This window comes from Sphingopyxis sp. (assembly GCF_016793825.1).
In the GTDB taxonomy this organism is placed as follows: Bacteria; Pseudomonadota; Alphaproteobacteria; order Sphingomonadales; family Sphingomonadaceae; genus Sphingopyxis.
Genome location: NZ_JAEULM010000015.1, coordinates 1 through 17,197, shown reverse-complemented (window position 1 = coordinate 17,197; position 17,197 = coordinate 1). Strand labels below are relative to the sequence as shown.

Below are 17,197 nucleotides of genomic sequence, written 5' to 3'. Positions count from 1 at the left end.
TCTTTGGCGACCTGTGCCCGTGCCTTCTCACTGTTGGGTCGAATACAAACCCGGGCCGGTGATTCTGCAATGGCAATTTCCGGTACGCGCTCTTATACTTTTGTATAAAATAAACATCTTATGGGTTAATGATCAGTAAATTTGAATAAATAATCTTAACAATTTCGTTAAAAAGTGTCGCAATATGAACATATCCTTTTCATGATGCGCTTGCTTTTCAAAATATCAAGGTAGTTATTCTGATATTTATAGGTAAATCTACCTCCTGTTGATGCCACTATACCCCTTCCTCTCTATTGGACAACGCCGCCGACCTCGATCTCTGCTGCAACTGTCGATCCACGAAGCAACCTGTAGCGGCCGACATAACGCCCCTTCGCCCATCCCGCCGCCGACGGGCGCTTGCCGCTGTAAGCGAACCAGCTAAGTCCGCCCTTCTCGACCTCCGACGCCTGGCTGTGAACCGCCTTGCCATCGGGGCCGATGATCGCGAACTCCTGCCGGTCGCCCGCGCGGGCCCCGAAGGTGTCGGCCCAAAGGATCAGCGGCGCATGTGCGCCGCCAAGCGCGGGTGGCGGGTCGCGATCGACAACCGCGCTTGGCGGAACCTCCGCAGCGAGACCCGCCGCGATCACACCGGTCGGGACATAACCAAGCTGCGTCACCACGATCGGCGACCACAGGGCCGCGGGCGACGCACCCGACCCGCAGCCCGCCAGGGGCGTCAGGCCGACGAAGGGGTCCACGGCCATCCCGTTATGGCGTACCGTGAAATGAAGGTGCGGAAACTCGCTGTTGCCCGACAGGCCCACCAGCGCGATCGCCTGGCCTCGTGCGACCGTCTGACCGGGGCGCACCAACAGGCTGCCGCGACGCAGGTGGCTATATTGGGTCTCCCAACCGCCGCCATGATCGATCACGACGGCGTTGCCAGCGTCCTTGCCGGCCGTTCGCCCGGGTCCCGCAAGGCCGGCGTCGGGCTCGCCGTCGCGCGTCCGCAGAACGATGCCGGCCCGTGCGGCCACCACGGGCACGCCGGCACGCATATCGGCCATCGTGCGGAGCCGGATATCGGTCCCGTCATGCCCGTCGGTCGTCAGCACGCCGCAGCGATAGTCGCGCCGGCCGGGGCCCGCATCATGATCGAACAATTTCTGGATCAGGCAGGTTCGACCGGGCGTGCAGTCGACCGGAAGTGCAAGCGCCGTGGACGCGCCGGGTTCCGCGCCGGCGAACGATGTCATCGCAAACAGAATATCGGCGAGGATTGCATACATTGCTGGCTACCCGAACCTTGCGCCTGTCCTTCGCCGCGACCGGCCGAAACTCTTCAAGTCTCCGACGCCGGCCGCTGCCACGGGGGGCTGTGGCAGCGGGCACGGCGGGCCAGCTCGAAGCGCCGACCAAGCTCGGAGCGCTGCCCGCACACCAGACGACCGGCACCAGCGTCATTGCCGTATCGTCAGGTACGGACCGCGTTTCAATCGTGGATTTCTGCGACACCCGCATGGAGAAGGCGGGCCCGCCGTGGACGATCATTGCAGCTGCCGTCCTTGCAATCGATCTGCCGGACATCGCAGCAGGCCGAAAGTCCCGGATGGGGACACTGGGTTTTTGCCGTTCCGGCCGCCAAAGGCCGGGCGATGCGGCCATTCGTTCCGCAACAAAAAAGGAGGGCAGACCGTGGCCTGCCCTCCTCCTTTGCGAAGGTTCGTCCGGGGTGCGGTTTCCCCGGACGAAGCCTCTCTTAGACGAACGTGATCATGTCGTAGCTGGCATTGCCCTGGCTGTAGGCGTTGATCGCCGCAACCGAGTCATACGCACCAGCTTCCGCAAGCGCCTGGATCGGAGCCGAAGCGCCTTCCCAGAAGTCCTCGATGAGGACCGAGCCCGCCGACGTGAAGACATAGACGTCCAGCGCATCGCCCTGACCATCCCAGTCGCCCGTGAGGACGAACATGTCGCTCGACGGATCGAAGCCGGAATCGACGTCAAAGACCAGCGTGTCGCGGTTCGCGAGGTTGAAGTCGCGGCCCGAACCCAGGCTGAACGGCGCACCGATCACGTCGTTGCCGAAGCCCGGCGACGCATCGGTCGAGTCGAACTTGAACAGGTCCTTGCCTGCGCCGCCCGACATATGGTCGTCGCCTTCGCCACCAGTGATGGTGTCGTTGCCGGCTTCGCCTTCCAGGTTGTCATCGCCAACGCCACCGTTGATGGTGTCGTTGCCGGTGTCACCCCGGATGGTGTCGTCGCCGTCATCGCCGTTCATCACGTCGTTGCCGAAGCCACCGCTCATATAGTCGTCGCCGTCGCCACCATTCATGGTGTCGTTGCCGCCGCCCGGGTTGCCCAGGTTGTCGTACAGCGTGTCACCATACATGGTGTCGTTGCCATCGCCACCGTTCATGGTGTCGTTGCCGGCGTCGCCTGCAAGCGTGTCGTCGCCGTCGTTACCATTGATGGTATCGGCGCCGGCGCCACCATAGATGGTGTCGTTGCCGTCGTCGCCCGACAGGTTGTCGGCACCGTTATTCCCGTAGATAAGGTCGTCGTCATCGCCACCGGAAACGACGTCTGCACCGTCGTCGCCCGTGATGGTGTCGCTGCCTTCGCCACCGGAAATATTGTCGTTGCCGGCGTCGCCGCCGATGACGTCGTTGCCATCATTGCCTTCGAGGACGTCGTTGCCTTCGTCACCGTTGATGATGTCGTTGCCGGCACCACCCGAGATGAAGTCGGCATCGGTGTTCGACGGATCGAGCGGATCGAAGAACGGATCGCCGTTACCGCGGATGATGTCGTCGCCGGCGTCGCCATAAAGCGCGTCGTCGCCGCCCTCGCCCCAGATCACGTCGTTGCCGCCGTCACCATGGACCAGATCGTTGCCATCGTTGCCGTTCAGCGTGTCATCATCGGCACCGCCGGCAATGTCATCGTCGTCAGCCCCGCCCTGGACGAAGTCGAAGCCAGCGCCGCCACGGATCACGTCGTTACCCGCGTCGCCGTTGAGTTCGTCGTCCCCGTCGTTACCGGCAAGGTTGTCGTCGCCTTCGCCGCCGTCGAGCTGGTCATAGCCCGTGCCACCGGTGATGGTGTCGTTGCCGTCGTCGCCCCAGAGAAGGTCGTCGCCCGAATCGCCGGCAATGGTGTCGTCGCCACCCTGGCCGAAGATCTGGTCGTCGCCCGCGCCACCCGAGATGTTGTCGGCATGGCCGTTACCCGGGTTGTAGTTGCTCTGGTTGTAGGCAAAGTCGGGATCGGCCTTGCGGCCAACACCGTTGTCGCCGAAGATGACATCATTGCCGTCGCCGCCCGAAAGCTGGTCGACGCCGTTGGCGTTCGTGCCACCTTCGATGTAGTCGTCGCCGTTACCGCCGCTCACCACGTCGGTTTCGGTGCCGCCGAACAGGTTGTCCTGCCCGTCGCCGCCATTGATGACGTCGTCGCCGGCGTTGCCTTCGACGCGGTCGTCGCCCGATTGACCGTTGAGCGTGTCATTGCCTGCATCGCCGCGGATATAGTCGTTTCCGCCGCCGCCCCAGGCCGTGTCGGCACCAGCGCCGCCAAGCAGGGTGTCGTTGCCGTCCGCCCCGCCATTGTCCACGCCGGTGTAGACGACGTTGCCGGGTCCAACGACCGCGAAGGTCGCCTGGTCGCCGATCAGCGTGTCGTTGCCCGCGCCGCCGTCGATGCGATCATTGCCGCTGCGACCGATGACATTGTCATCGCCGGCATCGCCATACAGATCGTTGTCGAGGTTGTTGCCATAGACGGTGTCGTTCCCGCCGTTGCCGCGTGCGTTATAAGGCAGCGTGGCAGTGGACGTGATCGCATTCAGATCGATGAAGTCGACGGAGTTCGTGCCAAGAACCTGACCTCGCGAGGTCGGATTCTTCGCGGCCGTCGGCGCGTTTGATGGAGTTACACTCGGCATTTCGCTATCCTCTTCATTCTGGTCGCAAGGATGCTGCTTCAGTCAGATTGATCAAAGCCCACCCATCTGGCCCTCGAAAATTCGGAGCCTGAAGATTGAATATGGCGGGGGGTTGGGACCCGACATTCCTGCATGGGGACATGGAGATAACTTTTTTGAAAGTGGCCCATTTCGGAGCAGGTCGTGCGTTCGCGCCGCGCGCGCGCACCCTCTTCCCGCCGCACTGACAGCGCGCCCAGAAAGGGAAAATTTGACCTCTGTCGCTCGCGCGGAGGCTAGTTCAACTTTCGCCCCAGCCGCGAAGCAGGCGGGCGCGACGGGTTCGCCGGCACGGACGATTCGTCCGGACCCGCAGGCGGGGTGCCGGAAGCGACTTCGGGCGCGCGACCGATCGCCGCGTTCGCCGGACGCGCGACCGCGACAGCAGCGACCACGCCGGGCTTACCGATATCGGCAACCGCAGGCCGGCCGAGCGGCGATGCTCCGGGACGCGGAACACCGTCCGCGGCACAGCACCGCCCCTCGGCGATCGCATCGACATCCAGTCGCCCGATTGCCGCAAGAACACTGGCGCGCGCGACAAATTCGCTGCGGCGCGCACGTTCGAGCGTGACCTGCGCCGAAAGCAACGAGTTCTGGGCGTCCAGCACTTCGGTCAGCGTGCGATTGCCGCCGATCGCTTCCTTCTTCAGGCCCGCGATCGCCTGCTCGGTCGCGGCGACCGCCGCGTCGGCGGTAACGATGGTATTTTTCGCCGACTGCCACCGCGTCCAGGCGCTTGCGACATCTTCCGCGACCGATCGCTCGGCAATCTCGATCTGCGACAAGCGCTGATCGCGCACGGCGCGGGCGCGCCGTATTTCGGCATGGTCCTTTGGCAGGAATATCGGCACGCGCAGCTCGAGACCACCATACACCGACGATCGATCGTCGGGCAGCTTGCCGGTGAAGAGATTCGCGACCCCGCCGGTCAGATACTCATAGCCGCCAACCGCGTCGAGCTGCGGAAGAAGCGCGCCGGCGGCAAAGTTCGCGCCAGCCTTTCCCGCGATGGCGTTCAGCCTTGCCGCGCGCACCCGCGGTGACGATTCAGCGGCGATTCGCTGCGCTTCGGGCAGCGAGCCCGGGATCGCCGCGAGCGTCGGCAGCGGCGGGACGATCGTTCCCGACTGCCCGCTCACGGTACGGAAACGGAATCCGTTGACGTTGAGCTCTTCGGTCGCGGCTAGGACGCCGGCCTGCGACGTCGCAAGGCGCGCCCGCGCAAGTTCTTCGTCCGTCCGGGTTGCTTCCGAAAATTCCAGTTTTCGCGACGTCGCACGGAGTTGCTCGCCGATCGCATCGCTTTGCATCTGCGCGAACTGCAGAACCTTTCGGTTGAGCCATACGTCGGCCGCGCTCGTCAGCAGCTCAAGCAGCGTATCCGAAATCGTACCGTCGAGCCCTGCCTCGGTCGACGAAAGCTCGGCCTTGGCTATTTCAACGCTGTTGTAGGTGCGATTGCCGTCGTAGAATCGCAGCCGCGCCTCGACCGCTGCATGGCCCGAAGTGTATTTCGAATCGCCGCGCGCGCCTCCCTTGACGTCGATCTCGCGACGCTGGACCGATCCGTTGGCCTCTATGGTCGGCATATAGCCCGCCTCCGCACCTTCGAGTCGGGCCTGCGCAACCCTGACCTGCAAACGCTGTGCTTCGATGTCCGGATTGTTATCGACAACCGACCGCGCCAGCGTCGCCATCGTGCTCGACGGGGATGGCGATTGCGCGGAGGACTGCGCCGATGCGGGCCCGATCAGCGGGCCCACCGCGGCGACTGGCGCACACATCGCGCTAGCGAGCAGGATCCATTTTTTTCGCATGTGGCCCCTCTTCGGAATCGTTCGTTGGAACGAGAGCCGACCCCTTTTTTATGGGCGACAGAATAAAGGGCGACGGCCGGCCGCGAAACTACCCGAACGGATATGTCCGAGGGGATAATAGACTCATTCCGCCGAATCGAAATAGACAGCGCCTGTCGGTTGCCTCGTCATGGCAGGCGACGTCACCGTCAGGCTCCCGACTGACGGCGGCTCCATCTGGCCAGAACATACGGAATAAAAGGTCAGAGATCGCGTTCTGTTTCCGAACCGGAACGGCACGCCAGGCATCATGGTCGCGAGTGCATATCCTGTTGCAAACTCAAAGGTTTGCGGCGGGTTCCTTGTTTCATTTGGGGGGCCATATGTCGTCGGATACTGAATTGGCTACATATTATGGTGAGGCGGGGGCTGGATCCTTCTACTTCGACGACGGCAACGAAAGCTATGATCAGCACGCGGCGGCCGATCACGCCGACGACGCCGACGCCGCAGCCGGCACGCGCAAGATATGGCATGACTATCTTGCCCAATTCGACATCGCGTCCGCCATTCTCACCGTTACCACTTCAGGTGCCAGCGCACAGCGCCACGCCTTTCTGATCGGCTTTGACCATGTGCGCGGCGATCCGGCCGCGACCGAGGGCCTGCTCGCGATGATGGACGGCCTGCTGGAACGTGGTGGGGAACAGCCGGTTCATCATTTCCATCTCGCCCGCACCGATCTTGCACCCGCATCGCCGCAGGCCAGCGATCTCTCCGGGCGGTTCGACTGGGCCATTTCGATCCGGATGAAGCGCGGCAGCGAAGTCATCCGCGCCCTGTTTTTCCGGTGCGAGGACGCCGGACGGTTCAGCGACCGCGATGCGCTTTCGCTGCAACTGATCGCACCCATTCTCGCCGAATCGGCAACTCGCGTGTCCCAGCTCGCCCGGCAGTCGCGACATTCGGCGATGCTCGAGGCGATGTTCGACCGGGTTTCGATGTCAATGGCACTGCTGTCGGCCGACGGGCAGCCGCTGTTCATGAACAGTGCGGCAGGCGCGCTGGTCGGGCAGCGCCGGTGGCTCATCCGGGCCGCCGATGGCGCGATCGTCGCGGCCAATCCGGCACAGGCAAAGGGGTTGCGCGACGCGATACGGCGCGCGGCGACGGCGCAGTTCCCCGTCGAGGAGGCATTTCGTCTCGATTGCCGCGATGGCGACTGGCGTCTCGCCTATGTGCTGTCCGCCAAATCGCGGTCGGGTGGCGCGATGGCGCGCTGCGCCATGCTGATCATCATGGGGCCCGGCAAGGTCGATGCGCCCAGCTCGCTTCTGGAAGCACTCGGACTCTTGCCGTCCGAGCAACGATTTCTCGGACACTTCCTGAAATCGAGCAGCCTCGGAAACGCCGCGGAGGGATGCGGCCTGTCGGAGGAGACCGCCCGCACCTATCTGAAACGGGTTCGGGCCAAGCTGGGCGTGCATCGACAGATGGAGCTCGCCGGGCTGATATCGGGACTGGTGCTTCCGCTTCGCGCGGCGGACAGCGCGTCGATCCGGGATGGCCGGGATGGCTAACGCGCTCGTCGCCGGGCGCCGGTCCGCGAACGCCGGCAATATCCTGACGGACAGCCTGCGGCTACAGCGCCCCATCGCTGTCCGCCTGATCCTGTTCTCGGCGATCACCAACATGGCGGCGCTCGCCATGTCGCTCTACATGATGCAGCTCTTCGACCGAGTGCTGACGAGCCAGAGCCAAGACACGCTCTATTTCCTCAGCCTCGCGGTCGTGATGGTGATGGGGCTTGCGGCGATCCTCGACGCGGTCAGACAGCAGGTCGCAAACCGGATCGGCACATGGCTTTCACAGCGGCTCGCGCCCGAGTTGCTGGTGCGGACGCTCGAACAGCGACTGATCGCGCCCAATACGCGGCTGGAAGCGTTGCGCGAGCTTGCGCAGGTCAAGAATTTCATTTCGACTCCGACGGTCTTCAGCGTCGTCGATATGCTGTGGGTGCCCCTCTATCTCCTGATCGTCTTTTTGCTCCATCCGATCTTCGGGCTGATATCGGCCGTCGGCGCGGCCACGCTGTTCGGCCTCACCTGGTACAACGAACGTCTGACGCGCGGAGCGATCAAGGAGACGCAGGCGCTGGCGGCGAGCAACATGCAATATGCCGAGTCGCTGGTCCGCAACAGCGAAGTCATCGATGCGATGGGTATGGCGAAAGACACCGTCGCACACTGGAGCGAACGTTATATCGCCGAAGCCAATTCGGTGGATCAGACGCAATTTCAGTCGAGCAAGATCCTGGCGTGGATGAAGTTCGTGCGCAATCTCGTGCAGGTTGTGCTCCTTGGCGTCGGCGCGCTGCTCGTCCTCCACCAACAGCTCACCGGCGGCGCGATGATCGCCGGCTCCATCCTGATCGCGCGGCTGCTGGCCCCGATCGAGGCCGCGATGAGCTATTGGAAACAGTTCGTGCTGGCGCGCGAGAGCCTGCAGCGCTTGTCGCGCTTTTGCGACCTGCCTCCCGCGCGCATTTCCCAGATGGAATATCCCAAGCCGACCGGCCAGATGTCGATCGAAGCGCTGACCTACGCCGCGCCGGGCATGAAGGGCGCGATCCTGCGAAACGTCAGCTTCCAGATCGCGGCGGGGACGTCGCTGGCCATCGTCGGCCCGTCGGCGTCAGGCAAGACGACCCTGTCGCGCCTTCTCGTCGGCGTGCTGAAACCCACCTCGGGCCACGTCCGCCTCGACGGCGCCGATACGTTCGAATGGATGCGCAGCGATTTCGGCCAGAATGTTGGCTACCTGCCTCAGGACGTCGAGCTCTTATCGGGAACGATCCGCCAGAATATCGCCCGCTTCCGTCCCGATGCACAGGACGCCGACGTGATCGCCGCGGCAAAGCTGGCCGATTGTCACGACATGATTCTCCAGATCGATGGCGGCTATGACTGTGTACTCACCGATGGCGGCCATCAGCTTTCGGGCGGGCAAAGGCAGCGGATCGGGCTGGCGCGCGCGCTGTTCGGCCTGCCCCCGCTCGTCGTCCTCGACGAACCCAACGCCAGTCTCGACGCGCGCGGCGATGCCGCGCTGCTCGCCACGATCAAGAAGCTGAAGGGCCTGAACATGACGACGATCATCGTCTCGCACCGATCGAACCTGCTCGAACTTTCGGACAAGATCCTCCTGATGATGGGCGGGCAGGTCGCGAAGTTCGGCGATGCGCGGACAGTGGTCGAACAAATGGCCGGCAATCGCCGCGCGATTCCTCCGCAGGAAGAGGCATCTGCCAAGACGAAACCTGCGATGTTCGGCGAAAAGGGGGTCGGCGCATGAACATTCCCCTTCGCCTGTCGCCATCGAACGAAGCCGCGCCCCTCGCCCTCCCCGCACCCTACCAGGATGTCGGCGCCGCGCCGAAGGTGAAGGGATCGCTGCGCCTTGCTTCGATCTCCATCCTGCTTTTCGTCCTGGCGTTCGGCGTGTGGGCGTGGGCCGCCCCGCTCAACAGCGCGGCGATCGCGGCAGGATATCTGGAAGCCGCAGGGGGCGGACGACGCACCGTGCAGCATCTGGAAGGCGGAATCGTCAATCGCTTCCTGGTCGAAGAAGGGCAGTTGGTACGCGCGGGACAGCCGCTGGTTCTTCTCGATGCGACACAAAGCGACGCTTCGGACGCCGCGCTGCGATCGACCTATTATGGCCTCCTCGCGCAGGACGCCCGGCTCGATGCCGAACGGCGCGGTTTGCGCTCGGTCGTCTATCCGGCCGAACTGCTGGCCCAAGCCGGCGATCCCGAGATCAAGGAGATCATCGCGACCTCGAATGACGAATTCGCCTCGCGCCAGCGCGGCCTCGACGAACAGAGCCAGATCTATACGCAGCGAATTGGCCAGACGAACGCGGACATCCGCAGTTCGGACGCCCAGATCGCAGCACTGTCCGATCAGGAAAAGCTGCTCGCCGACGAAGAGATGGGCGTCGATATGCTGGTCGACGAAGGTCTCGAACGGAAATCGCGCCTCCTCGCGCTGCAACGGCAGCGTGCCTTCGTCATCGGCGAACGCGGCAAGCTCACCAACAACCTCGACCGTCTTCGCAGTTCGATCGGCGAATCGCGGGCGCAGGTGATTTCGCTGCGCAGCCAGATGGCGGCCGACGCGGCCACCAAACAGCCCGAAGTGCAGCTCCGGATCGCCGAGACGCGCGAAAAGATGAAAGTCAGCAGCGACATCCGCGATCGGCGACAGATCGTCGCACCGATCGACGGGCGGGTCTCCAACCTTCGCCTGATCACGCCGGGCGGTGTGGTCGGCGCGGGGCAGCCGATCCTCGACATCGTGCCGTCCTCCGAAAAGATCGTCGTGTCGGCGCGGCTCCGGCCCAATGACGTCGACATGGTCCATGAAGGCTTGAAGGCGGAGGTCAAGCTGACGCCCTACAAGGCGCGCGTGATTCCGAACCTGCTGGGGACGGTCAGGGAAGTGAGCCCGGACGCCATCTTCGACAAGGACAGCCAGCAAATCTATTACAAGGTCATCGTGGAAATCTCGCCCGAACAGTTGAAGCGGTATCCGACCGTGCGGTTGACGTCGGGTATGCCGGCCGAAGTCTATATCGACCTCGGATCCAGCTCGATGGTGAACATGTTCTTCCAGCCGATGATCGACAGTTTCAACCGGTCCTTCAGGGAATCCTGATCGTCGGGCCGCGCGGGGGAGTGTCGGGGCGGGACGAATAGCCTGCCCCGTCAGGGGGAAATGAATTGTCCGGATACGGATTACTTTTCCGGGGAGTCCATCACGTCGTGCAGGGAACTGCACTGGGCGTCGCGGTCGGTCTCGGCATCGGTGAAACCGTTGCACCGGACATCCCCGACCCCGCCATTCTCCAGCCCAGCCTTCGCCAGAACGCCGGGTCCGATCGCTCGCTTTCGCCTGCCGACGAATTGCCGGCCGCCGCCGCCGCTCCGATACCCGACCGCAAGGTCGCAGCGCCGACGCGCGCCGTCGCAGGACCGTTGGCGCTGGATGACAGACCGACAACGCCCGCGACGGGCGAGCAACCAATCCTGTTGATCGAGGCCGGTCCGCTCACGCCGCAATCCGCAAATTTTGCGCTTCCTCTGGCATCCGGCGAAACCCCGCCCGCATTCGATGCGCCCGCCTCCGCCGGCCCGCCCGTACCCTTCGTCCTGCCGATCGACGCGGGCCAGGCAGTGCCGCCGATCGACGCAATCGGCGGCTTATCGGCCGATGCCCCACCCTTCGACACGCTTCTTCCGCATGCGGACAATGCCGAGGCGCTTCTGGACGTCAGCACCCCCGGGACCGCCGTTTCGATGGACCCGATCGCCAATCCCGCCTCGCAGCGCGCGATGGTCCTGGCCCTGCCTGATCTCGGTCCGCGAGCGGACACGAGCGTTACGGACGGCGCGGAGCAGGTCTCGGACGCCCATGCCGTTCCGCTGATCGACAAGGCAGGCGCTTTCGTTCTGGCGGGATCGCAGCAGGTTTCGCTGCTGCAAGCGGCTGCCGAACTCATGGCGACGTCCCCCGACCAATCCCCCGATCAGCCCGCAAGCCAGGCTCCGGGCGCCGCCGTCGATCAGGGCACAGATGCGCAGAGCACGGCCGGAAACGGGCAGGCAAAAGAAGGCGACCTCCTGACGCTCCAGACGCTTTCGCGCGGCGGCCTTGCCGTCTCGGGGGGATATTCGTCGATCGAGGGCCCGGTCGGATCGATCAAGCTTTCCCGAACCAACATCGGCGCGCCGGGCCGCGATATCACGTTGTCGGGCCGCTATTCCAAGGTTCAGGCCCTTATGGAACTGGGCGCATCGGACACCAACTTCGCGGGCAGCGGGTTCGCGGTGGCGCCAACATTCTTCTATTCGCGCTCAAAGGCGGTCGGGTTCGACGAAGAGGTCAACACGTCCCTGTTCGTTCAATCGGCACGCGGCATCAATTTCTATCTGGGTCGCCCCCTGAAGCGGGGCCTTCGCTTCGCAGCGAATTATCGTTTTTCAGACGAAGACTTCCTCATCCGCCGCAAGAATGCGCTCTGTGACAGCAGCATCCACGGCAGCGTCTTTTGCAATGCGCTCGGTCGATCGACCAGCTCGGTTCTCAGCCTCGCGCTCAGCCTCGATCGCCGCGACAACCCGGTAAATCCGAAACACGGGTTTCAGGTGCGGATATCGCAGGACATCGCCGGGCTCGGCGGCACGAACCGCTTCGTGCGATACCGCGCCGCGGGAACCTTCTATCACCGCCTGAACGACAACATCGACCTCTCCGCCGGTCTCGAAGGCGGGTATATGAACGGCTATGGCGGGCGGGACATTCCGCTTTTCGATCGTTTCTACATCGGCGGAAATACCATGCGCGGTTTCGACCTGCGCGGCCTCGGTCCCAAGGTCGTGCCCATTGCGGCGGCGCCCGGACAAGCCACCGCAATCGGCGGCCGCGCTTATTATGTCGGACGGGTCGAACTGTCGTTCCATCTCAGCCGCGACATCGGAAAATTCGGCGCCTCGCCCAGCATCTTCGTCGACGCCGGATCGGTATTCGGCGCTCGCAGGTCGGAACTTCTGCCCGGCGAATCCCTGATCGGGAATTCCGCGACGCCGCGCGTTGCGGTCGGCCTTGGCATGTCCTTCAACGTCGCGCCCGGAAAACTGCGCTTCAACATCGCGCAACCCGTCAAGCGGCAGGAAGGCGATCGCTCCAAGATTTTCTCGATCACCTTCGGCACCGCTTTTTAAATCGCCGACGCCGATCGTGTCCCCATCGGGGACTGGCGGCAAACCGCCGGTCCCAGCATATCTTTCCTGCGGGCGATGCGTGCTTGAGGGGGCGCTGATGGGAGGCATTCATTTCGGTCGGTCCGGCAGCGCGCCAACCGCAAGCGCGGTGGATCCGCTATGAGCGCCTCGGCAGACCCTGTCGGCGGCAGTTCGAGCGAGCTGCTGTCCACGCGCCTTCGACGTGTCCGCGAAGAAAGAGGGATGAGCCGGTCCGAGCTTGCCGAGCGCGCCGGCCTCAGCCGCCCCACGATCTGGGCCTGGGAGTCGGGAAAGACACAGCCGCGCAACAGCAACCTGCAAACCCTGGCCACGGCTCTTGGCATTTCGGAGATGGAACTCGTGACCGGTAGAGAAAGCAGCGGCGGCCCGGTCGACGAAATCGACGTGCTGATGCCATCGGCGTGGGAAACCGGCGAAATTCCCGCCGGCCTCGCCCACCCGCAGCGGCTCCGCATCATGATCCATGCCGCCAAGCTCGGAATCGCCGCGCTTGCCGGGATCAAGGCCCAGAATGTGAAGATTTCGATCGAACTGTAAGCGGGAGGGAGGTTACCCCCGTCCCCTTCGCCCCGATCAGTTCCCTGATCAGCGACGCCTGTAGTCGCCGACACCTTCCCCCAGATATTTGTTGTTGGCCTCGCGCTGCGCGGCGGCTGCGTCATCATAGAGGAAAGGCAGAAAGGCGTACCGGCGCCCGCGAGTGACCGGCGTCGCTTCGTGGAGCAGCCCGCACCCAAAGACGACCGCTCCCCCCGGCGGGGCGCGATAGGTGCGCGTTCCAAACTCCGGAAAGCGCAGTTCGCCGCCGTCGAAATCGCCGTTCAGATTGATCGTCACGGCAAACCGGCGGTGTGCCGTTCCCTTCGTCGTATTGTCGCGATGCGGCCGAAAATGCCCACCGACCGAAGCTTCGTAACAGGCGACGATGTACCGCTCCATCCGCGTCGCGTCGAAATTGAAGGCGCGATGGATCGCGGGGCGAACGCAATGGCCGATGCGCGCGCGCAGAGACCCGCAAAGCGCATCATCGGTGATGGTATAGTCCGACCGGCGCTTGTGCCCATGGTCGATCATCTGGACAGTCTTGCCGTCAACCTCGCGCATGAAGCCGGAATCATTCCCGCCGTCGGCGTCGTAAAGCTCGATCAGGCGGCGGCAGGTCGCCGGATCGAGGACGCGCGGCACCGACAGCACCGGCGCCCAGTCGTCCGCCGCCGCTTCGCCCAACAGACGCTCGACCAGCGTCAGCGATTCCTGTGCGCGCGGCAAAAGAAAACGTCCCGCGACGCGAAGCTGGCGGTCGAGAACCATCACATAGGGATCATAATCGTCAGTCGCTTCGCGGCATGCGCCATAAGCGGCGCTGATGGCGCGATCATAGTCCAGGATCACCCGGATTCCCGGCAGCGCGGTCCGGACGCGCCCACGTGCGACGTCGTCCGGATCATTCGTCACCACAAAGAGGCAGCAATCGCGATCATCAAACAGGTCGGCGGCGGCCAGCAATTGATCCAGCGCATCCCGGACGGCCGCCCCCTGCGCCGATCCGATGAAAAAGAGCAGTGTGACGCGCCCCGCGACGGTGTGGAACGTGTATTCGGGATTGCCGTCGAGAACCGCGGCCTTGAACCAGGGAGCCGGAGATCCCTCCACCGGTTTGAGGATCGGCACCCTGCCTTCGCGCGGCTGTGCCGGCACGCTTGGTCTGATGGGCTTAGGTCCCGCCCGGCTCGCAGCGGCGATGGCAAAGGTGGAGGACGCCGAAGCCGGCCCCCCCGATCGTCCGGATGGCATGGAACGCTGCGCCAAAACTGATCCTCCCCTTGGGCGTAGACCGCCGTGCTAGCATGGAAGGCGGCGCGGAATTGCTGACTATTTAGGGGTATCGTGCTGCCCCGAAAGATGCCGCGCACATCAGCGGCGTATCCCCTTCCCCTGCCCCGCATGGGCTCGCTTCGAAGCCTCGATGCTATCCAGGGCATCGCCGCAGAGAGGGCGGCGAGCGCCGATCGAAAGCGCCCGAGAGAAATTTGCACCGCCGCTGGATTAAAAGACGCCGAACCGCGTAAATGTCATATGTCATCGACCATGTTCCACGTGACCGACCTGCTGCCAGCGCTCCTGCGCTATGCGCGGCGGTTGACGCGCGACGAACATGAGGCGGAGGATCTGGTGCAGGAGACGCTGGCTGCGGCTTATGCGAATGCCAGCTCCTATCAGCCGGGCCGTTCGCTCCGCATCTGGCTGTTCGCGATCCTGCACAACGCCTTCATCAGCCGCGCCCGCCACGACGCGGTTCGCGAACGATATCGTGCCAGCTCGTTCCCGCCTGACACTGGGCCCTCGCCGCAGGAACATTCCGTCCGCCTGCGAGAGGTAGCAGCGGCCCTCGACCGCCTTTCGGAGGAGCAACGACAGGTGCTCCACCTCATCGCGGTCGAGGGCCTATCCTATCAGGAAGCCGCCGCCGTCATCGGCATTCCCATCGGCACCCTGATCTCGCGCCTTTCGCGCGCCCGGGCGCGGCTGCGCGCCATCGAAGACGGCGACGCGGACGATCGCTCCCCCGTTTCGCTGCGCATTGTGGAGAATTGAACCCATGACTTCGCCATCGGTCACGATCACCGAATGCGACCTGCAGGCCTATGTCGACGACCAGCTCGACGCGGCGGGCCGCCTCGAGGTCGCGGACTATCTGGTCCGCCACCCCGAAGCGGCCGCGCGCGTCCTTGCCGATCTTGGCACACGCGATGCGATACGCGCGCTCGCGGAAGCAGAGGAATCGCCCGTGCCGCCTCCGCTCAAGGACGAAGCGCGCCGGCTCGACTCTATCTTGGGACGCAGGCGCACCATCGCTCGCCTGGCCCGCGCCGTCCCCTTCGCAGCGGCCATCGCCGTCGCGGTGATCGGGGTCGGCACATGGCAATATGCCGACTTCGCCCCGCCCGCGCGCGCCGCCGTCCCGGCGCTCGTCAAGGAAGCGCTGATGTCGCAAAAGACGGCACTGATCCGCGCGCAAATGCCCTCGCAGCCTGAAACGACGCATTTCGACCGCAAGGCCGTCCATACCGCGACCCGCATCCAGATTCCCGCATTACCTGCCAACTGGCGCGTTCTCGACGCCCAGCTCTTTCCTTCGGACTTTGGCCCCAGTCTTCAGATGGTGATCGACACGGGGGGGGACGAGCCGGTGTCGCTGTTCGCGGCGAGGACCTCCGACAACCTGCCCGAAGAGCCGCAGACGCGGATCGTCGACGGCCAGGCCGTCGGATACTGGTCGCACGAGGGCAATGTCTATGCGCTGACGGGCGAGGAATCCGCCGACCGCATCGCCGAACACGCCGAAAATCTCGCAAGCGGACAGGACAGCGAAATCTGATCCGCGCAGCCTCTCGCCCCGCCCTCTTCACGCCGGTGATCAATGGATAGAAAAGAAACCCGCGTCACGGCATCGTGTAACGGTGTGCCGACGGACCTGCTCTCGGTCCGCGAGCTTGCGAACAACGACCTCCTCCTCGTGCTGCGCAATGCGCAATATCGGGTCGAGGTCGGCCGCAAGATGCACTCCGTCCTCGAGCAGCGGTATCTGCTCCGTCTCGACCCGGTATCGAACGCGGCGTTGATCAGGCATTCGCTCCGCATCGCGAACGGGCGGATTCTCACGATCGCGGACTTTCCGGGCGGAGCCGATGCGGTCCACGCATGGCCGATATTCTCGCGCCTCCTGCCGCACCTTCCTTCCCAGAACCCGGCCGCCGGCCGCCTGTCTGGCACCACAGTCGACATGGGTGAATTCGACCCCCGCACTCACAGTCTGTGCTATTCGGTCATTGCCCACCGGCGACAGAAATTCGCGCTGGCGTCCGGACAATCCTCGATATCGCTCGCCCGCCTTGCCTTTCGCGAATTCGACATCTCCATCGCGGCGCGCATCCTGAACCAGCCGACGACCGACGGCGGCCTGATGCACCATAATGCGAACGACCGGATGCGCGGCGCCGCGAGCGAGGTCATGGCCGAATCCGATGTCATCGCCCTGCTGGACGATGCGGCGGACCTGCTCGCCGTTTCGCGCTATCGGCCGGCGACGCGGGATCGGATGGCGGGATAGCTTCCGCTCCCGCGTCGCCAGGCGTCTTCACCTGGAAGGCCCTTTGCAGCGGTGGCCGACTTGGGTAGCAAGGACCCTGCTCGCAATCTTGCCCTGACGGCGGAGACAGGATGACCGATGGAAGGCGGAAACCGATGACCGCTTCGGGCGCGATGGTCGGGCGGCGTTCCTTGCTGGCCGGGACCGCGGCGCTGGCCGCCGGTGGCTCCCTGTCGGCCCAAGCCCTGACGCCGGCCCGATGCCCGACCGGCGATGCCGCCTGGATCCCGTCCGAAGATCTGGTGCGGGATATTCCCCGCCTCATGCGGGTCGCCGGCGTCCCCGGCGTCGCGATCGGGGTCGTGGATTGTCAAACGGCGTTCAAAAGGGACCCCCGATCGGCGTCGAAGAGGGACCCCCTTTTCGGATAATATGATGCTGGTTTGTTGAAGATGGCCTTGCGCTGCGTGCGGCGGAGGGCGGGCGTAGCCCGACCGGAGGCGCGC

12 protein-coding genes are annotated in these 17,197 nt (G+C 64.2%); 8 read left to right on the top strand and 4 right to left on the bottom strand.

Annotated elements, in window-relative coordinates:
- Positions 1-293: 293 nt before the first annotated feature.
- From JNM03_RS03170 to JNM03_RS03160, 3 genes are all read right to left on the bottom strand, one after another.
- On the bottom strand, positions 294-1,277 hold the full coding sequence (locus tag JNM03_RS03170; RefSeq protein ID WP_294034293.1) for a M23 family metallopeptidase: 984 nt from the start codon (positions 1,275-1,277) through the stop codon (positions 294-296).
- 470 nt (positions 1,278-1,747) lie between these two features.
- Positions 1,748-3,937 carry a calcium-binding protein gene (locus JNM03_RS03165; protein WP_294034292.1) on the bottom strand — a complete coding sequence of 730 codons (2,190 nt, stop codon included), beginning with the start codon at positions 3,935-3,937 and terminating at the stop codon, positions 1,748-1,750.
- A gap of 275 nt (positions 3,938-4,212) precedes the next feature.
- Positions 4,213-5,796 (bottom strand): TolC family protein, encoded by a 1,584-nt coding sequence (locus JNM03_RS03160; protein ID WP_294034290.1) that lies wholly within the window; start codon positions 5,794-5,796, stop codon positions 4,213-4,215.
- A 362-nt stretch (positions 5,797-6,158) separates the two neighbouring features.
- On the opposite strand from JNM03_RS03160, the gene JNM03_RS03155 reads away from it, so the two are divergent.
- The 5 genes from JNM03_RS03155 to JNM03_RS03135 all read left to right on the top strand — a co-directional run bounded on the left by JNM03_RS03155 (position 6,159) and on the right by JNM03_RS03135 (position 13,138).
- Positions 6,159-7,355 carry a hypothetical protein gene (locus tag JNM03_RS03155; protein ID WP_294034288.1) on the top strand — a complete coding sequence of 399 codons (1,197 nt, stop codon included), beginning with the start codon at positions 6,159-6,161 and terminating at the stop codon, positions 7,353-7,355.
- Positions 7,348-9,129 (top strand): type I secretion system permease/ATPase, encoded by a 1,782-nt coding sequence (locus JNM03_RS03150; RefSeq protein WP_294034287.1) that lies wholly within the window; start codon positions 7,348-7,350, stop codon positions 9,127-9,129. Before JNM03_RS03155 ends, JNM03_RS03150 begins: the two co-directional genes overlap by 8 nt.
- The gene (locus JNM03_RS03145) at positions 9,126-10,493 is read left to right on the top strand and encodes an HlyD family type I secretion periplasmic adaptor subunit (RefSeq protein WP_294034286.1); all 1,368 of its coding nucleotides are present in this window, start codon (positions 9,126-9,128) and stop codon (positions 10,491-10,493) included. The genes JNM03_RS03150 and JNM03_RS03145 overlap by 4 nt, the downstream gene beginning before the upstream one ends.
- 107 nt (positions 10,494-10,600) lie before the next feature.
- Entirely contained in the window at positions 10,601-12,559 is a 1,959-nt protein-coding gene (locus JNM03_RS03140; protein WP_294034284.1) for a BamA/TamA family outer membrane protein, read from the top strand.
- A gap of 159 nt (positions 12,560-12,718) precedes the next feature.
- On the top strand, positions 12,719-13,138 hold the full coding sequence (locus JNM03_RS03135) for a helix-turn-helix transcriptional regulator (RefSeq protein ID WP_294034282.1): 420 nt from the start codon (positions 12,719-12,721) through the stop codon (positions 13,136-13,138).
- A 48-nt stretch (positions 13,139-13,186) separates the two neighbouring features.
- Here JNM03_RS03135 and JNM03_RS03130 read toward each other — a convergent pair whose 3' ends face one another.
- On the bottom strand, positions 13,187-14,299 hold the full coding sequence (locus tag JNM03_RS03130; protein WP_294034280.1) for a 2OG-Fe(II) oxygenase: 1,113 nt from the start codon (positions 14,297-14,299) through the stop codon (positions 13,187-13,189).
- Between the two features lie 378 nt (positions 14,300-14,677).
- Between JNM03_RS03130 and JNM03_RS03125 the strand changes: the two genes are divergently transcribed.
- The 3 genes from JNM03_RS03125 to JNM03_RS03115 all read left to right on the top strand — a co-directional run bounded on the left by JNM03_RS03125 (position 14,678) and on the right by JNM03_RS03115 (position 16,712).
- Positions 14,678-15,196 carry a sigma-70 family RNA polymerase sigma factor gene (locus JNM03_RS03125; RefSeq protein ID WP_294034278.1) on the top strand — a complete coding sequence of 173 codons (519 nt, stop codon included), beginning with the start codon at positions 14,678-14,680 and terminating at the stop codon, positions 15,194-15,196.
- Between the two features lie 4 nt (positions 15,197-15,200).
- Positions 15,201-15,980, top strand: coding sequence for an anti-sigma factor (locus tag JNM03_RS03120; protein ID WP_294034276.1), 780 nt, complete (start codon positions 15,201-15,203; stop codon positions 15,978-15,980).
- 84 nt (positions 15,981-16,064) lie between these two features.
- Positions 16,065-16,712, top strand: a complete 648-nt coding sequence (locus JNM03_RS03115) for a hypothetical protein (RefSeq protein ID WP_294034274.1) — start codon at positions 16,065-16,067, stop codon at positions 16,710-16,712.
- Positions 16,713-17,197 lie beyond the last annotated feature (485 nt).